General features: G+C 72.7%; 18 protein-coding genes. 6 read left to right on the plus strand and 12 right to left on the minus strand.

What is annotated here, in order from left to right:
• Positions 1–9: 9 nt before the first annotated feature.
• Positions 10–600 carry a GNAT family N-acetyltransferase gene (locus E3N83_RS06410; protein ID WP_151082504.1) on the minus strand — a complete coding sequence of 197 codons (591 nt, stop codon included), beginning with the start codon at positions 598–600 and terminating at the stop codon, positions 10–12.
• Positions 601–636: 36 nt separating this feature from the next.
• Here E3N83_RS06410 and E3N83_RS06415 point away from each other — a divergent pair, with 36 nt between their 5' ends.
• Positions 637–1,428: a GNAT family N-acetyltransferase gene (locus E3N83_RS06415; protein WP_151082505.1), complete on the plus strand. Its 792-nt coding sequence runs from the start codon at positions 637–639 to the stop codon at positions 1,426–1,428.
• A 9-nt stretch (positions 1,429–1,437) separates the two neighbouring features.
• Here E3N83_RS06415 and E3N83_RS06420 read toward each other — a convergent pair whose 3' ends face one another.
• From E3N83_RS06420 to E3N83_RS06450, 7 genes are all read right to left on the minus strand, one after another.
• Positions 1,438–2,016, minus strand: a complete 579-nt coding sequence (locus tag E3N83_RS06420; protein ID WP_202879339.1) for a DUF3105 domain-containing protein — start codon at positions 2,014–2,016, stop codon at positions 1,438–1,440.
• 31 nt (positions 2,017–2,047) lie between these two features.
• Positions 2,048–2,542 carry a SigE family RNA polymerase sigma factor gene (locus E3N83_RS06425; protein WP_151082507.1) on the minus strand — a complete coding sequence of 165 codons (495 nt, stop codon included), beginning with the start codon at positions 2,540–2,542 and terminating at the stop codon, positions 2,048–2,050.
• Positions 2,526–3,839 (minus strand): hypothetical protein, encoded by a 1,314-nt coding sequence (locus tag E3N83_RS06430; protein WP_151082508.1) that lies wholly within the window; start codon positions 3,837–3,839, stop codon positions 2,526–2,528. Before E3N83_RS06430 ends, E3N83_RS06425 begins: the two co-directional genes overlap by 17 nt.
• Before the next feature lie 64 nt (positions 3,840–3,903).
• Positions 3,904–4,632, minus strand: coding sequence for a sulfite exporter TauE/SafE family protein (locus E3N83_RS06435; RefSeq protein ID WP_151082509.1), 729 nt, complete (start codon positions 4,630–4,632; stop codon positions 3,904–3,906).
• Positions 4,633–4,644: 12 nt separating this feature from the next.
• On the minus strand, positions 4,645–5,103 hold the full coding sequence (locus E3N83_RS06440; RefSeq protein ID WP_151082510.1) for an XdhC family protein: 459 nt from the start codon (positions 5,101–5,103) through the stop codon (positions 4,645–4,647).
• Positions 5,104–5,107: 4 nt separating this feature from the next.
• Complete coding sequence (locus E3N83_RS06445) at positions 5,108–5,521, minus strand: secondary thiamine-phosphate synthase enzyme YjbQ (protein WP_151082511.1); 414 nt, start codon at positions 5,519–5,521, stop codon at positions 5,108–5,110.
• Positions 5,511–5,708 carry a hypothetical protein gene (locus tag E3N83_RS06450; RefSeq protein WP_151082512.1) on the minus strand — a complete coding sequence of 66 codons (198 nt, stop codon included), beginning with the start codon at positions 5,706–5,708 and terminating at the stop codon, positions 5,511–5,513. The genes E3N83_RS06445 and E3N83_RS06450 overlap by 11 nt, the downstream gene beginning before the upstream one ends.
• A 128-nt stretch (positions 5,709–5,836) precedes the next feature.
• Between E3N83_RS06450 and E3N83_RS06455 the strand changes: the two genes are divergently transcribed.
• From E3N83_RS06455 to E3N83_RS06465, 3 genes are all read left to right on the plus strand, one after another.
• Positions 5,837–6,733: an ABC transporter ATP-binding protein gene (locus tag E3N83_RS06455; RefSeq protein WP_151082513.1), complete on the plus strand. Its 897-nt coding sequence runs from the start codon at positions 5,837–5,839 to the stop codon at positions 6,731–6,733.
• Positions 6,730–7,560: an ABC transporter permease gene (locus E3N83_RS06460; RefSeq protein WP_151082514.1), complete on the plus strand. Its 831-nt coding sequence runs from the start codon at positions 6,730–6,732 to the stop codon at positions 7,558–7,560. Before E3N83_RS06455 ends, E3N83_RS06460 begins: the two co-directional genes overlap by 4 nt.
• Before the next feature lie 133 nt (positions 7,561–7,693).
• Positions 7,694–8,566: a Vgb family protein gene (locus tag E3N83_RS06465; RefSeq protein WP_151082515.1), complete on the plus strand. Its 873-nt coding sequence runs from the start codon at positions 7,694–7,696 to the stop codon at positions 8,564–8,566.
• 91 nt (positions 8,567–8,657) lie between these two features.
• Here the strand turns inward: E3N83_RS06465 and E3N83_RS06470 are convergent, their stop codons facing one another.
• The 3 genes from E3N83_RS06470 to E3N83_RS06480 form a co-directional block, all read right to left on the minus strand.
• Positions 8,658–9,176 carry a SigE family RNA polymerase sigma factor gene (locus E3N83_RS06470; protein WP_151082516.1) on the minus strand — a complete coding sequence of 173 codons (519 nt, stop codon included), beginning with the start codon at positions 9,174–9,176 and terminating at the stop codon, positions 8,658–8,660.
• Positions 9,163–10,431 carry a hypothetical protein gene (locus tag E3N83_RS06475; protein WP_151082517.1) on the minus strand — a complete coding sequence of 423 codons (1,269 nt, stop codon included), beginning with the start codon at positions 10,429–10,431 and terminating at the stop codon, positions 9,163–9,165. Before E3N83_RS06475 ends, E3N83_RS06470 begins: the two co-directional genes overlap by 14 nt.
• Positions 10,432–10,575: 144 nt before the next feature.
• Positions 10,576–13,413, minus strand: coding sequence for an aconitate hydratase (locus E3N83_RS06480; RefSeq protein ID WP_151082518.1), 2,838 nt, complete (start codon positions 13,411–13,413; stop codon positions 10,576–10,578).
• 146 nt (positions 13,414–13,559) lie between these two features.
• Here E3N83_RS06480 and E3N83_RS06485 point away from each other — a divergent pair, with 146 nt between their 5' ends.
• Together E3N83_RS06485 and E3N83_RS06490 are read left to right on the plus strand one after the other, a co-directional pair.
• Positions 13,560–14,798, plus strand: a complete 1,239-nt coding sequence (locus E3N83_RS06485; protein WP_151082519.1) for an MFS transporter — start codon at positions 13,560–13,562, stop codon at positions 14,796–14,798.
• Between the two features lie 52 nt (positions 14,799–14,850).
• Positions 14,851–15,654 (plus strand): phosphotransferase enzyme family protein, encoded by an 804-nt coding sequence (locus E3N83_RS06490; protein WP_151082520.1) that lies wholly within the window; start codon positions 14,851–14,853, stop codon positions 15,652–15,654.
• 13 nt (positions 15,655–15,667) lie between these two features.
• On the opposite strand, the gene E3N83_RS06495 is transcribed toward E3N83_RS06490, so the two are convergent.
• Positions 15,668–16,018 (minus strand): MmcQ/YjbR family DNA-binding protein, encoded by a 351-nt coding sequence (locus E3N83_RS06495; protein WP_151082521.1) that lies wholly within the window; start codon positions 16,016–16,018, stop codon positions 15,668–15,670.
• Positions 16,019–16,068: the final 50 nt, after the last annotated feature.

Here is a 16,068-nt window from a genome sequence, read left to right on the forward strand (position 1 = left end):
GTGTTCGAGTCAATCGGAGATGCCGAACCGCTCCTCCAGGTCGGCCAGGCGCGGGTCGCGCAGTCCCGCGGCACCGTGCTCCCACCACACGTCGGGGTAGATCAGCTGACCGGTCATCCAGGGCTCGTGCGCGTCGAACAGCACGACCTGGAAGGCCGGGCGTGGCGTCCGCTCGAGCGCGGCCGGCAGGAAGCCGCGCCGGTCGGCGCGGTCGAAGCCCCGGGTGCCGTAGTAGGACGGGCTGCCCTCGAGGAACAGGGCAGGCGTCCCGCTCCCCCGCGCCGTCGCGACGGCGGCGGCCACGAGGGCCGAACCGGTGCCGGCCCCCTGTCGCTCCGGTACGACGGACAGCGGGCTGAGCACCCACACCTCGACCAGCTCCCGGCGGGCGTCCACCCAGGCCCGGCTGAGCCCGACGTGACCGAGCACCGCACCGCGCTCCTCCGCCACGAGCCCCGCTCGCCGGTGGTGGCCCAGACCCTCCCAGATCGCGGCGACGTCGGCCCCGTGCGCCGGGTCGTCGGCGCCGAAGGCCGCGGTGACCACGCGTCGTACGGACTCCCGATCGGCCGGCTGCTCCGGTCGCACCTCGAAACTCATGCGCGCCACGCTGCCATGCCTGCGTACGGTGCCGCCATGGAGATCGACTCGCTGGCCTACCGCACCGACCTCGCGATGCTCGAGCTCTCCGGCAGCACCGTCACCGACCGCGGCGGCTACCTGGTGGTGCGGACGCCGGACAACCCGACCTTCTGGTGGGGCAACCACCTGCTGCTCCCCCACGCACCCCGCGACGCGGAGGAGGCGAACGGGTGGGTGACGACGTTCGAGCGGGAGTTCCCCGAGGCCCGGCATCGCACCTTCGGTGTCGACGGTACGACGGGTGAGCTCGCCGACCTCGCGGCCTTCGCCGCGCTCGGCATGGAGACCGAGGTGCTCAGCGTGATGACCGCGACGGAGGTACACCCGCCTCCGCACCCCAACACCGAGGCGGCCGTCCGGACCCTGGTCTCCGACGACGACTGGTCCCAGCAGGTCGAGCTCAGCATGGTCGGCGAGGAGTTCGGCTACAACCGCGCCTTCTGCACCGCCCGGACCGCGGCCGAGCGGAGCCTGGTCGAGCAGGGGTACGGCGCGTGGTGGGGCGCGTTCGACGGCGCGACGCTGCTCGCCTCGCTCGGGCTCTTCACCGCCTCCCCCGGCCTGGCCCGCTTCCAGCACGTGAAGACCCACCCCGACTCCCGCGGCCGCGGCCTTGCCGGCACCCTCGTGCACCGCGCCAGCCGCTACGGCTTCGAGGAGCTCGGCGCCCGCACGCTGGTGATGGTCGCCGATCCGGACTACCTCGCGATCCGGATCTACCGGTCCGTCGGCTTCGCCGACACCGAGCGCCAGCTCCAGGTCACCCGCCAGCCGCCCCACGACTGATCACGGGGCTCAACGTCCCGCCAGGGCGTGCACGCCTCCCGCACACGAGGCGTTCGGCTCCGGGGCGGTGTGGCCGTCGCCGTAGAACCCGAGGAACGTCGCCAGGCGGGGGTCGTCGGCACCGGTGAGGTCGAGCTGGGCGTCCCACACCGTGACCACCACGGGCGCCGGCAGGCCGTCGTACGGCGAGAGGATGGTCTTGCCGCTCTTCACTGCGTGCAGGGCGGAGGTCAGCGCGGCGACGTCGGCCGCCGCGAGCCCGGGCCGGTAGGTGACCCAGACCGTGCCGTGCTCGAGGGCGTGCACGGCGTTCTCGTTGCGGACCGGCTGCGGGTAGGCGCCGCAGTCCTCCCAGGCCGGGTCGTGGGGGCCGCCGGCCGGAGGGGTCTGGGCGTAGGTGACCGGGTCGCTGGTGTGATCCCCACCCGCGTAGTCGAAGGTCTGCACCGACGCGAGCTGGGGGATGTCGTTGCCGGGGTCGCCTCCGTGCGACGGCTTCTGGATCCGGTAGATCTGGTAGCCGATCCCGGCCAGCAGCAGGACGGCGAGGATCCCGACGACGGCACGGCGGGCGGAGGGGTTGGGCACGGGGCGCAGGCTATCGGCCGGACCGGGCGGGTCAGGGCGACACCAGCTCCTCGGCGAGGTCGGGGACGCTCTCCCGCAGCCGCTTCAGGGCATCACGCGCCTGGGACTTCACCGTACCGACCGCGATGCCGAGCGCCTCCGCGGTCTGGGCCTCGGTGAGGTCCTCGTAGTAGCGCAGCACGATCACCGCGCGCTGGCGGGGCGCCAGCAGGGCCAGCGCCTGCTGCAGCTGCATCCGGTCCTCGGCGCCGTCGTCCTGCTCCGCCCGGTCGGGCACCAGGTCGGTGTGCACCTCCCGCCAGCGCCGCCGCCGCCAGCGCGAGACGTTCTGCCGGACCAGGATCGTGCGCACGTAGGGCTCCGGGTCCCCGACGATCCGGCCCCACGCGCCGACCGCCTTCACCAGCGACTGCTGGAGCAGGTCCTCGGCGTCGTGGTGGTCGCCGGTCAGGAGGTACGCCGTGCGCAGCAGCGCGTCGTACCGCGCGGCCACGAACGCCTCGAAGTCGTCACGGCCGGCTGACACGGGTCCCCCGCACCACGAGTGTGACCAGGCCGAGCAGGATCGCCAGCGCCACCGACCAGCCGAGGACCTTGCGCGGGTCGGGGGGGCTGGAAGGCGGACTCGCGTGGACCGACGGGCCGGTCAGCAGGTCGGTGGCCACCTGCGAGAGCACGAAGTGGCCGATCAACGGCCGGACCCGGCCGGTGCGGACGTCGACGCTGTCGAGCTCCCCGCGGGCATCGGCACCCGTGACGCCGACCTCGACGATCGCGTGGTGGTCGTCCAGCCAGCCGTCGACGGCGTAGGCGTGCCGGGACCGGCCCACCGTCAGGGTCTGGTAGCCGAGCAGGGCTCCCCCTCCGGCCGGGATCCGGCCGGTGACCAGGTTGCCGTTGTTGCCTTGCCCCTGGAGCCCGACCAGCCGGCTGCCCGAGGGGTTCACCGACATCGGCTGATGCTGAGCGCCGGCCCAGGTGACCCGGACCGGCGCCGCCTGGCCGTCGAGGTCGGTGACCAGCGCTGACCGGGCGTGGTAGGTCACCAGCCGGTGGCCGGTGGCCGTGCTGTTGAGATCTTGCAGGGACTCCGGCAGCGGTTCGGGCCGGCCGGACGGAAGGTCCCAGCGATAGGTCCGGTACCCGACGGCGGCACCCTCGTCCGGGGAGCCGGCGCCATGGACGTACTGGCCGACGTCGACGAGCAGGGTGTCGCCGCCGGCCCAGGTCAGCCGGTCGGTCGACAGCCCGTGCACCGTGGGGGGCCGCCAGCGCTGCACCGCGCCCGTGACCAGGTCGTGCACGTCCAGGCCGCTGACCGGCGCCGGGGAGTTCGGTCGCCCTCGCACCCGGCCGGTGACCCACACCGCGAGCCGTCGTCCGTCGGGCGACAGCGACACCGGGTCGGCGAAGGTGAGATCCGGGACCCGGCGGGGCAGGTGCAGGAACCCGTAGTGTCCCGTGGCCGCGGTCACCCCGACGTAGCCGTTCTGCTCGTGCCAGAAGGTGCGCTGGATCGCGGGGATCACGGCGATCAGCCGACCCGGAGGTCCGTCGTAGGAGTGCAGCCACGGACTCGGCGGGAACAGCCGGTCGGGCACCTGCGTCACCGAACCCGGGTCGGCCGGGGCGACGACGCGGGCGCTGTGCCAGGCCCAGCCGCCGACACCGACCAACAGGACCAGCACGGCGACGAGGAGAGCGGTGCCCGCCTGCCCGACCCGACGACGTCGTACGCCGCGGCTCCACAGGTCGTTCGGTGGGGCGCCGGGCGGCGTCGCGCCGGCCAGGTCGCCCAGCCGATCGCGCAGGTCCGCGGCCATCGGGGTCCTCCTTCGTGGGACATCCTCACTCACTCCTACGCCACGGGGCGGGAGTTCGGAGGGGTCAGACCAGGGAACGGACCAGCAGGGCGAGGGCCGAGATCGTGCAGACCACCAGGACGGCGCGTCGGAAGCCGTCGGCGTCGATCCGGTCACGGGAGACGCTGCCGACCAGGAAGCCGAGCACCACGCCCGGGGCCAGGGCCAGCGCGAGCAGGGACGCGGTCCGGTCCAGGGAGCCGGAGAGCGCCAGTCCGCTCAGGCTGATCAGCACCCCGACGAAGAAGAAGACCGACAGGGTGGCCCGCACGACCTCGGGCCGCTCGCGCTGGAACAGCAGCGCGATCGGCGGGCCGCCGATCGAGGTGGCCGTGCCCGATGCGCCGGCGACGAAGCCCGCGATCGCCAGGCTGGCCGGGTTGAGGGGTACGACGAGGTTGCGCATCGACGACAGCGCCACCGCGACCAGCACCATCACCGCCAGGGCGACCCCGATCTGGGACTCGGTGAACGATCCGACCAGCCACGCGCCGAGCACCGTCCCCGGCACCCGCGCCGGCAGCGACCAGCCGATCGCCCGCCAGTCCACGTGCGCCCGCTCCCCCGCGAGCATCAGCCCGGAGATCAGCAGCGCCAGCCACAGCGGCAGGGCCGGCACCAGCGACGGTGCGAGCAGGGCAGCGACCGGAGCGGTGAGCAGCCCGAGCCCGAGGCCGACGACGGCCTGGACGAAGGCACCCACGGCGGCCACCAGACCGACGATGACGACGACCTGCCAGGAGAGATCGGCCAAGGTCAGCCGCGCTCAGCCACGGAGGGAACCACCGGGCCTGCCGTAGGACTCCGCCACGATCTCGGCCACGACCGACAGCGCGATCTCGCCGGGCCCCTTGCCGCCGAGGTCGTGGCCGGCCGGGACGTGGAGCTTGTCCAGCCCCGGCGCGCCGGCGAGCTCCTCCTTGATCCGCGCGGCGCGACCGCGGCTAGCCATCATCGCGACGTACGACGCGGGCGAGGCGAGCGCGTCGCGCAGGAACTGCGGTGCGTCGGGCGCGTCGTGGTCGCAGAGCAGCACCGCGTCTCCCTCGGCCGGGGCCAGGGAGGCGAGGCCGGGGCCACCGTCGTCCTCGGCAAGCACGACCACCTCGCGGCCCGCGGCCGTGGCGATCGCCTCGACGGCAGCAGAGATCGGGTTGGCGGTGAGCACCAGGATCCGTCCGAGCTCGGGCCGGTCGTCGGACCAGGGTTGCTCGCGCTCTGCCATGGCCTCACCCTTCCAGAAACGACAGCCGGACCTCACGGTCGGGGTTGTCCACGTTGAGGTCGACCAGGCAGATGCTCTGCCAGGTGCCGAGGGCCAGCCGCCCGTCCACCACCGGGACGGTCGCGTACGGCGGGATCAGTGCCGGCATCACGTGGGACCGACCGTGCCCCGCGGAGCCGTGCCGGTGCCGCCAGCGGTCGTCGGCCGGCAGCAGGTCGGCCAGTGCCGCCAGCAGGTCGTCGTCGGATCCAGCGCCGGTCTCGAGGATCGCGATCCCGGCAGTCGCGTGCGGCACGAAGACGTGCAGCAGACCCGACGCCGACCCGTCGTACGCCGCGACGAACTCCGCGCACTCGCGGGTGAGGTCGTGCACCGTCTCGCGGCCACCGGTGTGGACGCGCAGGGTCTCAGAGCGCATGGGCCCGGTCCGCGTGCCGGTAGGGGTCCTCGTCGTGGACGTACCACCAGACCCAGGTCAACGGGAACGCCAGGCCCGCCAGCACCGCCACCGGGACCGACGTGCCGCGACGTCGCGAGCCCAGGCCGGTGGTCACCGGCAGGACGGACGCCACCAGCACGAGCAGCGCGACGCCGATGACCAGCATGCCCCCAGTGTGCCCGACCCCGAGCCGACCCCCGGGCGGCCCCTAGGGGTTACCGGGGTCGGGACCAGAGGCGGTCTCAGCAACCTCCCCGATGCCGGGAGGGCCTCCGGACCAGCAGAGTCCTCGGCATGATCACAGTTGACTCACTCACCAAGACCTACGGCGGGTTCACCGCCGTCGACGACGTGTCGTTCCGGGCCGAGCCCGGCCGCGTCACCGGCTTCCTCGGCCCCAACGGCGCCGGGAAGTCCACCACGATGCGGATCCTCGTCGGGCTGACCCCGGCCTCGTCGGGAACCGCCACGGTCCTCGGCCGCCGGTACGCCGACCTGCCGAACCCGGGCCGGGAGATCGGGGTCCTCCTCGACGCCTCCGCCCAGCACGCGGGCCGGACCGGACGCGAGATCCTGACCCTCGCCCAGCGCACCATGCGGGTCCCCGGGGACCGCGTCGACGAGATGCTCGACCTGGTCAGCCTGACGCCGACCGAGGCCGGTCGCCGGGTGCGCGACTACTCGCTCGGGATGCGGCAGCGCCTGGGCATCGCCACCGCCCTGATCGGTGACCCCGAGGTCCTGGTCCTGGACGAGCCCGCCAACGGTCTCGACCCGGCCGGCATCAGGTGGATGCGCGACCTGCTGCGCGGCTTCGCCAACCGGGGCGGCACCGTGCTGCTCTCGTCGCACCTGTTGCACGAGATCGAGGTCGTCGCCGACGACCTCGTCGTGATCGGGAACGGCCGGATCGTGGCGTCGGGCACCAAGGGCGAGCTGCTGGCCTCGGCCGGCACCTTCGCCGCGGCGGCGGACGTACCGACGCTGTCCGCTGCCCTCACCGCCGCCGGCCACACGGCCACACCGGGCCTCGGAGGCATCCGTACCGACGCCGAGGCAGCCGAGGTCGGGCGTGTCGCGCTCGCGGCCGGCGTACCCCTGACCGAGCTGCGCCCCGCCGACGGGGCCGGCCTCGAGGAGATGTTCCTCGAGCTCACCGCAGACAACGCACGAGAGGACGTAGCAGCATGAGCACCGCAACCACCACCACTGAGGCGGCCGTGATCGACGGCCGCGCCGTCGAGAGATCCGAGGCGGGCGACCGCCACGCACCCATCCCGTTCCGGACGGTGGCCGGTGTCGAGCTGCGCAAGATGTTCGACACCCGGTCCGGCTTCTGGCTGATGGTCGGCATCGCCGCCACCGGCCTGATCGCGACCGTCGCCGTCGTCCTGTTCTCCTCCGACGCGGGGCTCACCTACGACAGCTTCGCGGGCGCCGTCGGCGTCCCGATGACGATCCTGCTCCCGGTGCTGGCGATCCTGTCGGTCACCGGCGAGTGGAGCCAGCGGGCGGGTCTGACGACGTTCACCCTCGTGCCGCACCGCGGACGGGTGATCCGCGCCAAGCTGGCCGTCACCCTCGCCGTCGGGCTCGCCTCGATGGCGGTGGCCCTGGCCATCGGCGCCGTCGGCAACGTCGTCGGCAGCAACCTGGCCGGCGTCGACACCACCTGGGACCTCGGACCCACCGCCATCGCCTACATCGTCGGCGCCGACCTCCTCGGCATGCTGGTCGGCTTCATGCTCGGTGTCGTCACCCGCAACTCCGCGGCGGCGATCGTCGGCTACTTCGTCTACTGGTTCGTGTTCCCGACCCTGTCGATGCTGCTGGCCGCCAACAACGCGTGGTTCGAGAAGGCCCAGCCCTGGCTCGACTTCGGCTTCAAGCAGAACTCGATGTACGACGGCGGGTTCACCACCCAGGACTGGGCCCAGCTGGCGCTGACCGGGTCCGTGTGGCTCCTCCTGCCGCTCGCGTTCGGGGTCTGGAAGCTGCTGCGCAGCGAGGTCAAGTAGCAGCTGCAGACCGGTGCCGGACGGGACGCTCGTCGTCCCGTCCGGCTTCCGCAGGTCACGAGGGCGGCACGATTCGGTAACGGGTGGGTCCAGCCCTCGACAGCACCGGCCGACCTGCCTAGCGTCCCGGACCATGAGATCGTCCACGGTCGAGGCGATCCAGGTGGGTGCCGGGCCGGTGGGTCTGGCGAGGGGCGAGGCCGGTGCGGTCTGGGCGGTCAGCGCCCGTGGCGACGCGGTCAGCCGGGTCCCGGCCGGCGCGACGGAGCCCGACCTCGTCGTCGAGGTGCCGGGCACACCGCTGCGCGCCACGTGGGCCCACGACGCGCTCTGGGTGACGTCGTTCGGCGCCGAGCAGCTGGTCCGCGTCGACCCGGTCTCGGGCACGATCACCGACCGGGTCCCGACCGGCGCCGGACCCGAAGGGGTCACCGCGGCGTTCGGCTCGCTCTGGGTGGTCGCCCAGGACGCAGGAAGGCTGCTGCGCATCGACCCCCGGACGGTCACGGTGACCCACCGGATCGAGATCGGGGTCGGGGCCCGGCTGGTGACCGCGGGGCCGCGCTGGCTCTACGTGTCGCACTACGCCGACGGCCAGGTGCTCCGGATCGACCCCGGCACGGGCCACCTCTGGCGCTCGCCGGAGGTCTGCCGCGGGCCGCAGGGCATGGCCCTCGAGCAGGGCCGGTTGTGGGTCGCCTGCACGGCCGGCAACCGGCTCCTGGTCCTCGACGCCGAGACCCTGCACGTGATCGCCCGGCTGCCCGGACCGGAGGCCCCCGACCCGGTCACGGTGGCCCCGGACGGGACCGTGCTGGCCGTCTCCCAGGCCGGTCCCACAGTGGTCACCGTCGACCCGGTCACCCGCGAGCCCGTCTCCCGGGTCGCCCTCGGCGAGGCCGACCAGCTCTTCGACCAGGCCAACCTCGACGCCCTGGTCTCGGGTGGCCAGGTCTGGGTGACGTCGTTCAACGACGACGCCGTGCTCCGCGTCCCGCTCCCCTGACGTCATCCGAACCGGCTGCCCGGGCGACCCGAACGTAGGACGTCCCGCGGGCGCCACGGAGGGGTCGGCGCGCGAGAGGTTTCCCGTCAGGTCAGTCCTGGCCCACGGCCACGGCGTCCTCACCCTCGGTCAGCAGGTGCGGGGCGAGCTCGCGCAGCCGGGCCAGGCCGTCGCGGGCGTGCGACTTCACGGTCCCGACCGAGATGCCCAGCACCTCGGCGGTCGCGGGCTCGGTGAGGTCGTCGTAGTAGCGCAGTACCAGGACGGCCCGCTGGCGCGGCGACAGCGTGGCCAGGGCGTCGCGCAGAGCCATCCGGTCGTCGGTCGGCTCCGTCGCCGTGGGTTCGGGCAGGTGGGCGGTCGAGCGCTCGCGCCAGCGGCGGCCGCGCCACCGCGTCACGCTCTCGCGGGCGAGGACCTTGCGGACGTAGGCCTCGGGGCTGGTCGAGATCCGGCCCCACTTCGGGACGACGCGCAGCAGGGTCGTCTGTACGAGGTCCTCGGCGTCGTGGTGGCTCCCGGTCAGGAGGTACGCCGTACGCAGCAGGGCGCCGCGGCGCGCGGCGACGAACTCCTCGAAGCCGCGCTGACCACCGTCAAGGTCGGACACGGCGCCTCCACCACACCAGGGCGACGGCACCGAGGAGCAGCACGCCGGCACCGAGCCCCGCCTCGAGCCGCGGGTCCATGGGCTCCGGCGGCGCCGGGAAGTCACGGGTCGGCAGACCCAGCAGCGACGTGGCGAAGGCGGCCCCCCAGCTGGTCTGCTGGTCGCTCATGCCGGCGACCTGGACCGTCCGGCCCGTTTCGACGTCCACGCTGTCCAGGGCATACCGGCCGGGGTCCGCCGGCGCGTCGGAGCCACCGGGAGAGACCTGGCTCACGACCAGCACGTGGCTCTCGTCGGCCCAGCCGACGAGCCACGGCCAGTGCACGGCCGCCGGGACCCGGGTGAACCGGCTGACCTGTCCGTGCGGGGTCACGTCGGCGACCAGGAGCCACCGGCCGCTGCCGGACGCGCCGGTGGTGACCACGCGTCGACCCGACGCGGTGACGGCGGCTGTGCCCGTGACCCGATCGCCGCCGCGCAGGGTGAGCGTCTCGACCCGCCGCTGACGGGCGGGGTCCAGGTAGAAGTAGCCGCGACGGTGAGGAGCCTGGTACAGGCCGGCGTTCCCGACCGTCCCGATCGTTGAGGTGAGGTGGACCGAGATGGGCTGCGGGTCGCCGTGCCGGAAGTGCCAGAGGTACGACGTCGGCCCGGCACGGAACGTGAGGGCGTCGTTGCCGCTCCAGGCCACGCTGTTGAGCCCGACCCGGCCCGACGGCGGGGACCACCGGTCCAGATGCCCGGTGACGGTGTCGTAGACCGCCAGGCCGATCAAGACCTCGCTCTCCCCCGACCCCCTGCCGGTGAAGCACCAGACGTGCAGGCCGTCCGGGGCCAGACCGGAGACGTCGAGGCAGCCGGGGATCTCGAGGTAGCGGTAGGAGCCGGTCGTGGCCGACACCCCGACCTCGCCCCAGTGGTAGTGCCGCCAGCCGCCGCGCTTCCCCGGGACCAGCATCGACAGCTGCCCCGGCGGCTGGCCACCGGTCCCCGAGAGCCAGGGGCTCGGGTGGTGGACCTGGGACGGCAGCGCCGGAGCCTCGCCGGGCTGCCCGGCGTACTGAGGAGCCGCGGCACGGTGCCCGGCGAGGCCGCCGACGCCGGAGAGCAGCGCGAGGATCGCGACGACGACCACGGCGGTACCGACTCGTCGGGCGCGCGCCCGTCGACGTCCCTCCACCCACAGGTTCGGCGGTGTCGGGCTGTCCGGCGCCTCCTCGGCGAGGTCGGCGAACCTCTCGTGCAGCGTCTCCACGGCGATCTCCTTCGCGCTCGCCCACTGTGACGCGACGAGCGGCCCGAAACGAGGGGGGCGCCCGACAAAATTCCTGCGACCGCCGCTGACGTCATCCGGACGGTGCCACAGACGGCACCGTCCGGATGAGGTCCTGGAGCTGAATCAGGCGCGGAGCAGGTTGCGCAGGACGAACTGCATGATCCCGCCGTTGCGGTAGTACGACGCCTCGCCGGGGGTGTCGATGCGGACGGTCGCCTCGAACTCGTCGGAGCGCTCGCCGTCGGCCGACTCGACCTTGACGGTGACCGTGCGCGGCGTGGTGCCGTCGTTCAGCTCGGTGATGCCGGAGATCGAGATCGTCTCCTCGCCGGTCAGGCCCATGTCGTCGGCGGTCTTGCCACCGGGGAACTGCAGCGGCAGCACGCCCATGCCGATCAGGTTGGACCGGTGGATCCGCTCGTAGGACTCCGCGATCACGGCCTTCACCCCGAGCAGCGCGGTGCCCTTGGCGGCCCAGTCTCGCGACGAGCCGGAGCCGTACTCCTTGCCCGCGAGCACGACGAGCGGGATGCCCTCGGCCTGGTAGTGCTGGCTCGCCTCGTAGACCGACGTCACCTCGCCACCCGCCGTGAAGTCACGGGTGACCCCGCCCTCGGTGCCCGGCGCCAGCTGGTTGCGCAGCCTGATGTTGGCGAAGGTGCCGCGGATCATCACCTCGTGGTTGCCGCGCCGCGAGCCGTAGGAGTTGAAGTCCCGCTGCTCGACACCGTGCTCGGCGAGGTAGGTGCCGGCCGGGCTGTCCTTCTTGATCGCCCCGGCCGGGCTGATGTGGTCGGTGGTCACCGAGTCGCCCAGCTTCAGCAGCACCCGGGCGCCCTCGATGTCGGTGACCGGCTCCGGCTCGTCCGGCATGCCGTCGAAGTACGGCGGCTTCCGGACGTACGTCGAGTCCTCGGCCCAGGCGAACGTGTCGCCCTCCGGCGTCGGCAGGTCGCGCCAGCGCTGGTCGCCGGCGAAGACGTCGGCGTAGTCGTCGGTGAACATCTCCGAGGTGATCGCCTCGCCGATCACCCGCTCGACCTCGGCCGGCGACGGCCAGATGTCCTTGAGGAAGACGTCGTTGCCGTCCTGGTCCTGACCCAGCGGGTCACCGAACAGGTCGACGTCCATCGAGCCGGCCAGCGCGTAGGCCACCACCAGCGGCGGCGACGCCAGGTAGTTCATCTTCACGTCGGGGTTGATCCGGCCCTCGAAGTTCCGGTTGCCAGACAGCACGCTGACCACGGCCAGGTCCGCCTGGTTGACCGCGTCGCTCACCTCGGGGATGAGCGGGCCCGAGTTGCCGATGCACGTCGTACACCCGTAGCCGACGAGGTTGAACCCCAGCTTGTCGAGGTACGGCGTGAGCCCGGCCCGCTCGTAGTAGTCGCTGACCACCTTCGAGCCGGGCGCCAGGGTGGTCTTCACCCACGGCTTGCGCTCGAGGCCCTTGTCGACGGCGTTCTTGGCGAGCAGCGCGGCGGCGATCATCACGCTCGGGTTGGACGTGTTGGTGCACGACGTGATCGCGGCGATGGCCACGGCCCCGTGGTCGACCTCGACCTCCTGGCCGTCGATGGTGACGGTGACCGGGTTGCTCGGGCGGCCGCCGTCGCGCGGAGCCGCGGACGGCTTGCTCGGCGCGCCGTTGCCCTCGGCGTGGCTGGGCGAGTCGGAGGCCGGGAAGGACTCGGCGACCGCCTCGTCGTACCCCTGCTCCTGCTGCTCGTCACCGCTGACGTAGTCGGCCAGCGCTCCCCGGAAGGCCTCCTTGGCGCCGGTGACCTCGACCCGGTCCTGAGGACGCTTGGGCCCGGCCAGGGACGGTACGACGGTCGACAGGTCGAGCTCGAGCCGCTCGCTGTAGCGCGGCTCCCGGTAAGCCGAGTCCGTGGGATCGTGCCAGAGGCCTTGTTCTCGTGCATAGGCCTCGACCAGGGCCAGCTGCTCCTCCGGCCGGCCGGTCAGGCGCAGGTAGCTGATCGTCTGCTCGTCGATCGGGAAGACCGCGATGGTGGAGCCGAACTCCGGGCTCATGTTGCCGATGGTGGCGCGGTTGGCGACGGGGAGCACGGTGACTCCCTCGCCGTAGAACTCCACGAACTTCCCGACCACGCCGTGCCGACGCAGCATCTCGGTGATCGTCAGCACCAGGTCGGTCGCGGTCGAGCCCTCGGGCAGGTCGCCGGAGAGCTTGAAGCCGACCACGCGCGGGATCAGCATGCTGACCGGCTGGCCGAGCATCGCGGCCTCGGCCTCGATCCCGCCGACGCCCCAACCGACCACGCCGATGCCGTTGACCATCGTGGTGTGGGAGTCGGTGCCGACGCAGGTGTCGGGGTACGCCGTGAGCTCTCCGTCGATCTCACGGGTGAAGGCGACGCGGGCGAGGTGCTCGATGTTGACCTGGTGGACGATGCCGGTGCCGGGCGGGACGACCTTGAAGTCGTCGAACGCGTCCTGGCCCCAACGCAGGAACTGGTAGCGCTCCTCGTTGCGCTCGTACTCGATCTCGACGTTGCGCTCGAAGGCGCCCGCGGTGCCGAAGACGTCGGCGATCACCGAGTGGTCGATGACCAGCTCGGCGGGCGCCAGCGGGTTGATCTTCGTCGCGTCGCCGCCGAGCTCGGCCATTGCCTCGCGCATGGTGGCCAGGTCGACGATGCACGGCACCCCGGTGAAGTCCTGCATGATCACCCGCGCCGGGGTGAACTGGATCTCCTTGTCCGGGTCGGCCTCGGGGTCCCAGCCCGCCAGGGCGCGGATGTCGTCGGCGGTGATGTCGGCGCCGTCCTCGGTGCGCAGGAGGTTCTCCAGCAGCACCTTGAGGGAGAACGGCAGGCTGTCGACCGCGCCGTCCTCGACCCCGTCACCGGTGACCGCGGACAGCCGGTAGATCTGGTAGCTCTGCTCCCCGACCTCGAGCGCGCCCTTGGCTCCGAAGCTGTCCTTGCTCGCCATCCGTCACATCTCCTCGTGAAGTCCGTCCGCGTCCGCCACCCATCTTGCCGCCGTACGACGGAGGCCCGGTAGGCGGGTAGATCTCTTGACATCAAGATACATTGCCGCGGCGACCGGCGCCAACCGGGGTAAGGCACCATGCGGTCATGACCGGCGACGAGGACTTCCCCACCCGGTCGTTCCGGCTGTACTGGCGCGCCGAGGCCGTCTCGTCGTTCGGCACCTACATCACCCTGCTCGCCCTGCAGACCTTGGTGGTCCTGACCCTGCACGGCTCGGCCGCCCAGGTCGGGTGGCTGAACGCGGCCCGGTGGCTGCCCTTCCTGGTGCTCGGGGTCGTGGTCGGCGCCGTGGTCGACCGGCACCCGCGACGGCCGGTCATGATCGCCACCGACCTCGCGCAGGCCGTCCTGCTGGCGCTGGTCCCTCTGCTGTGGTGGCTGCACCGGCTGACCTTCCCCGCGCTCCTGGCCGTGGTGCTCGGCTACGGGACCGCCTCGGTGATCCACGGCGCCGCCGAGATGGCCTTCCTGCCCCGGCTGGTCGAGCGCCGGCACCTGCAGCGCGCCCACGCGCGCATCGACGGCGCGGACGCCGTGGCGATGAGCGCCGGACCGGCCCTGGGCGGGCTGCTGGTGGGCCTCCTGGGCGCGCCGGTCGCCGTCCTCGCGGACGCCGCGTCGTACGTCGTCTCGGCGGTCACCCTGGGCCGGATCTCGGTGGCTGAGCCGGCGTCGCGGCAGGGCGCCTCGGCCCGCGACCTCGTGCTCGAGATCCGCGACGGCATCCGCTGGATCTACCGCGAGTCGGACCTGGTCACCCTGTCCCTGACCACCCACGGATGGTTCGTGGGCAACGCGGTGGTCGGGGTGGTGCTGGCTCCCTACGCGCTGCGGACGTTGAGCCTGACCCCGTTCGAGTTCGGGATCGTCGGCGCCCTCGGTGGGCTCGGGGCGCTCCTCGGCGCCGGCGTCACCACCCGGGTCGGACTCTGGCTCGGGACCGGGCGCACGATCATCGTCTGCCGCGCGATCTCGACCGCGGGGGTGCTGGTGATGGTGACCGCGGCCGGCAGCGGCCGGGAGTGGACCTCGCTGGCGGTCCTCGGTGCCGGCCAGGGTCTGTACGGCCTCGCCATGGGCCTGAGCAACTCGCACGAGATGAGCTTCCGGCAGCTGGTCACGCCCGACGAGCTCCAGGCCCGGACCAACACCACGCTGCGCTCCCTCAACCGGGCGGTGATGGTGGTCGTCGCCCCACTGGCCGGGCTCGCGGCCGACGCCTGGGGCATCCGGCCGGCACTGCTCCTCGCCGCTCTGGTCTTCGCGATCGTGACCCTCGCCCTCGCGGCCTCGTCGTTCCGCACCGTCCGCGCTCCGGCGTGAGGGGTGCCGAAAGCCGGTGGCGCGCGGGTGGCCGTCGTGGTCGACTCGCCCCATGACGACGAAGTCGGACGACGGCCCGACCGCGTCTGCCGAGCGGGAGATCGACGCGCTGAGGCCGATCGAGATCGTCGGCGACGTCGTACGACGTCCGGCGCAGGCGTGGACCCCGACGGTGCACGCCTTCCTGCGTCACCTGCGCTCGGCCGGGCTCGACTGCGTGCCCGAACCGATCGGCATCGACGCGGAGATCGAGACCCTCGGCTACCTACCGGGCGCGTCCGGGCGGGACGGCTGGTTCGCCTCGCACTCGCTGGACGGCCTGACCTCGGCGGCACGGCTGCTCCGCCGCATCCACGACGCGTCGGTCGGCTGGGTGCCGCCGGTCGAGGCGGTCTGGGCGGCGCTCCCGACGTCCGGCCAGGCAGCCGACGGGGCGGAGACGGTGCTCTGCCACGGCGACCCCGGGCCGTGGAACTTCGTCTGGGACGGCGAGCGGGCGGTCGGCCTGATCGACTGGGACTTCCTGCACCCCGGGTCGCGCCTCGACGACGTGGCCTACGCGCTGCGGTGGTTCGCGCCGGCCCGCAGCGACGAGCACGCCCTGGACTGGCACCACTTCCCGGAGGTGCCGGACCGGCGCGAGCGGATCAAGGCGTTCCTGACGGCGTACGGCGACCTCCCGGCGTTCGACCGGGTCGAGGCCATCGCCCGCCGGATGGAGGCGACGATGGCCGTCGAGCGGGCGTTCGCCGAGGCGGGCGTCGAGCCGCAACGCACCTGGGTCGCCGAGGGGCATCTGGACGACCAGGCCGCCGAGGTCGCCTGGGTGCACGCGCACCGGGCCCTGTTGGAGTGAGCCCGCAGGTGGCCTACACCGGCAGCCGCTCGCCCCGCTCGTCGCGGACCGCGGCCGGTGCGGACAGGCGCCACGCCTCGAAGACCAGCTCCGCCAGCTCGTCGCGCTCGACACCCTCGAGATGCACGACCACCCAGCCGAAGCCGTAGGCGGTGAACTGCTTCTCGAAGACCCGCGGCCGCTCGGTGACCAGGGCGACCTGCTCGGCGATGGTCTGCTTGAGACCGACCGTGGCCGTCGGCTCCCAGAGGTAGCCGAACGTGCGGCCCTCCACCTCGAGCTTCGTGTAGCGCCCCAGCTCGGTCACGGTGACCGCGTCGAGCTGTCCGACCAGGTCGCGCGCGTCACTGATCTCGCACGGCATGGACCGCAGCGTGCCACAGGGCGCCGACAGCAGCCGAACCCGAACCGTGG

This window comes from Nocardioides cynanchi, from assembly GCF_008761635.1.
In the GTDB taxonomy this organism is placed as follows: domain Bacteria; phylum Actinomycetota; class Actinomycetes; order Propionibacteriales; family Nocardioidaceae; genus Nocardioides; species Nocardioides cynanchi.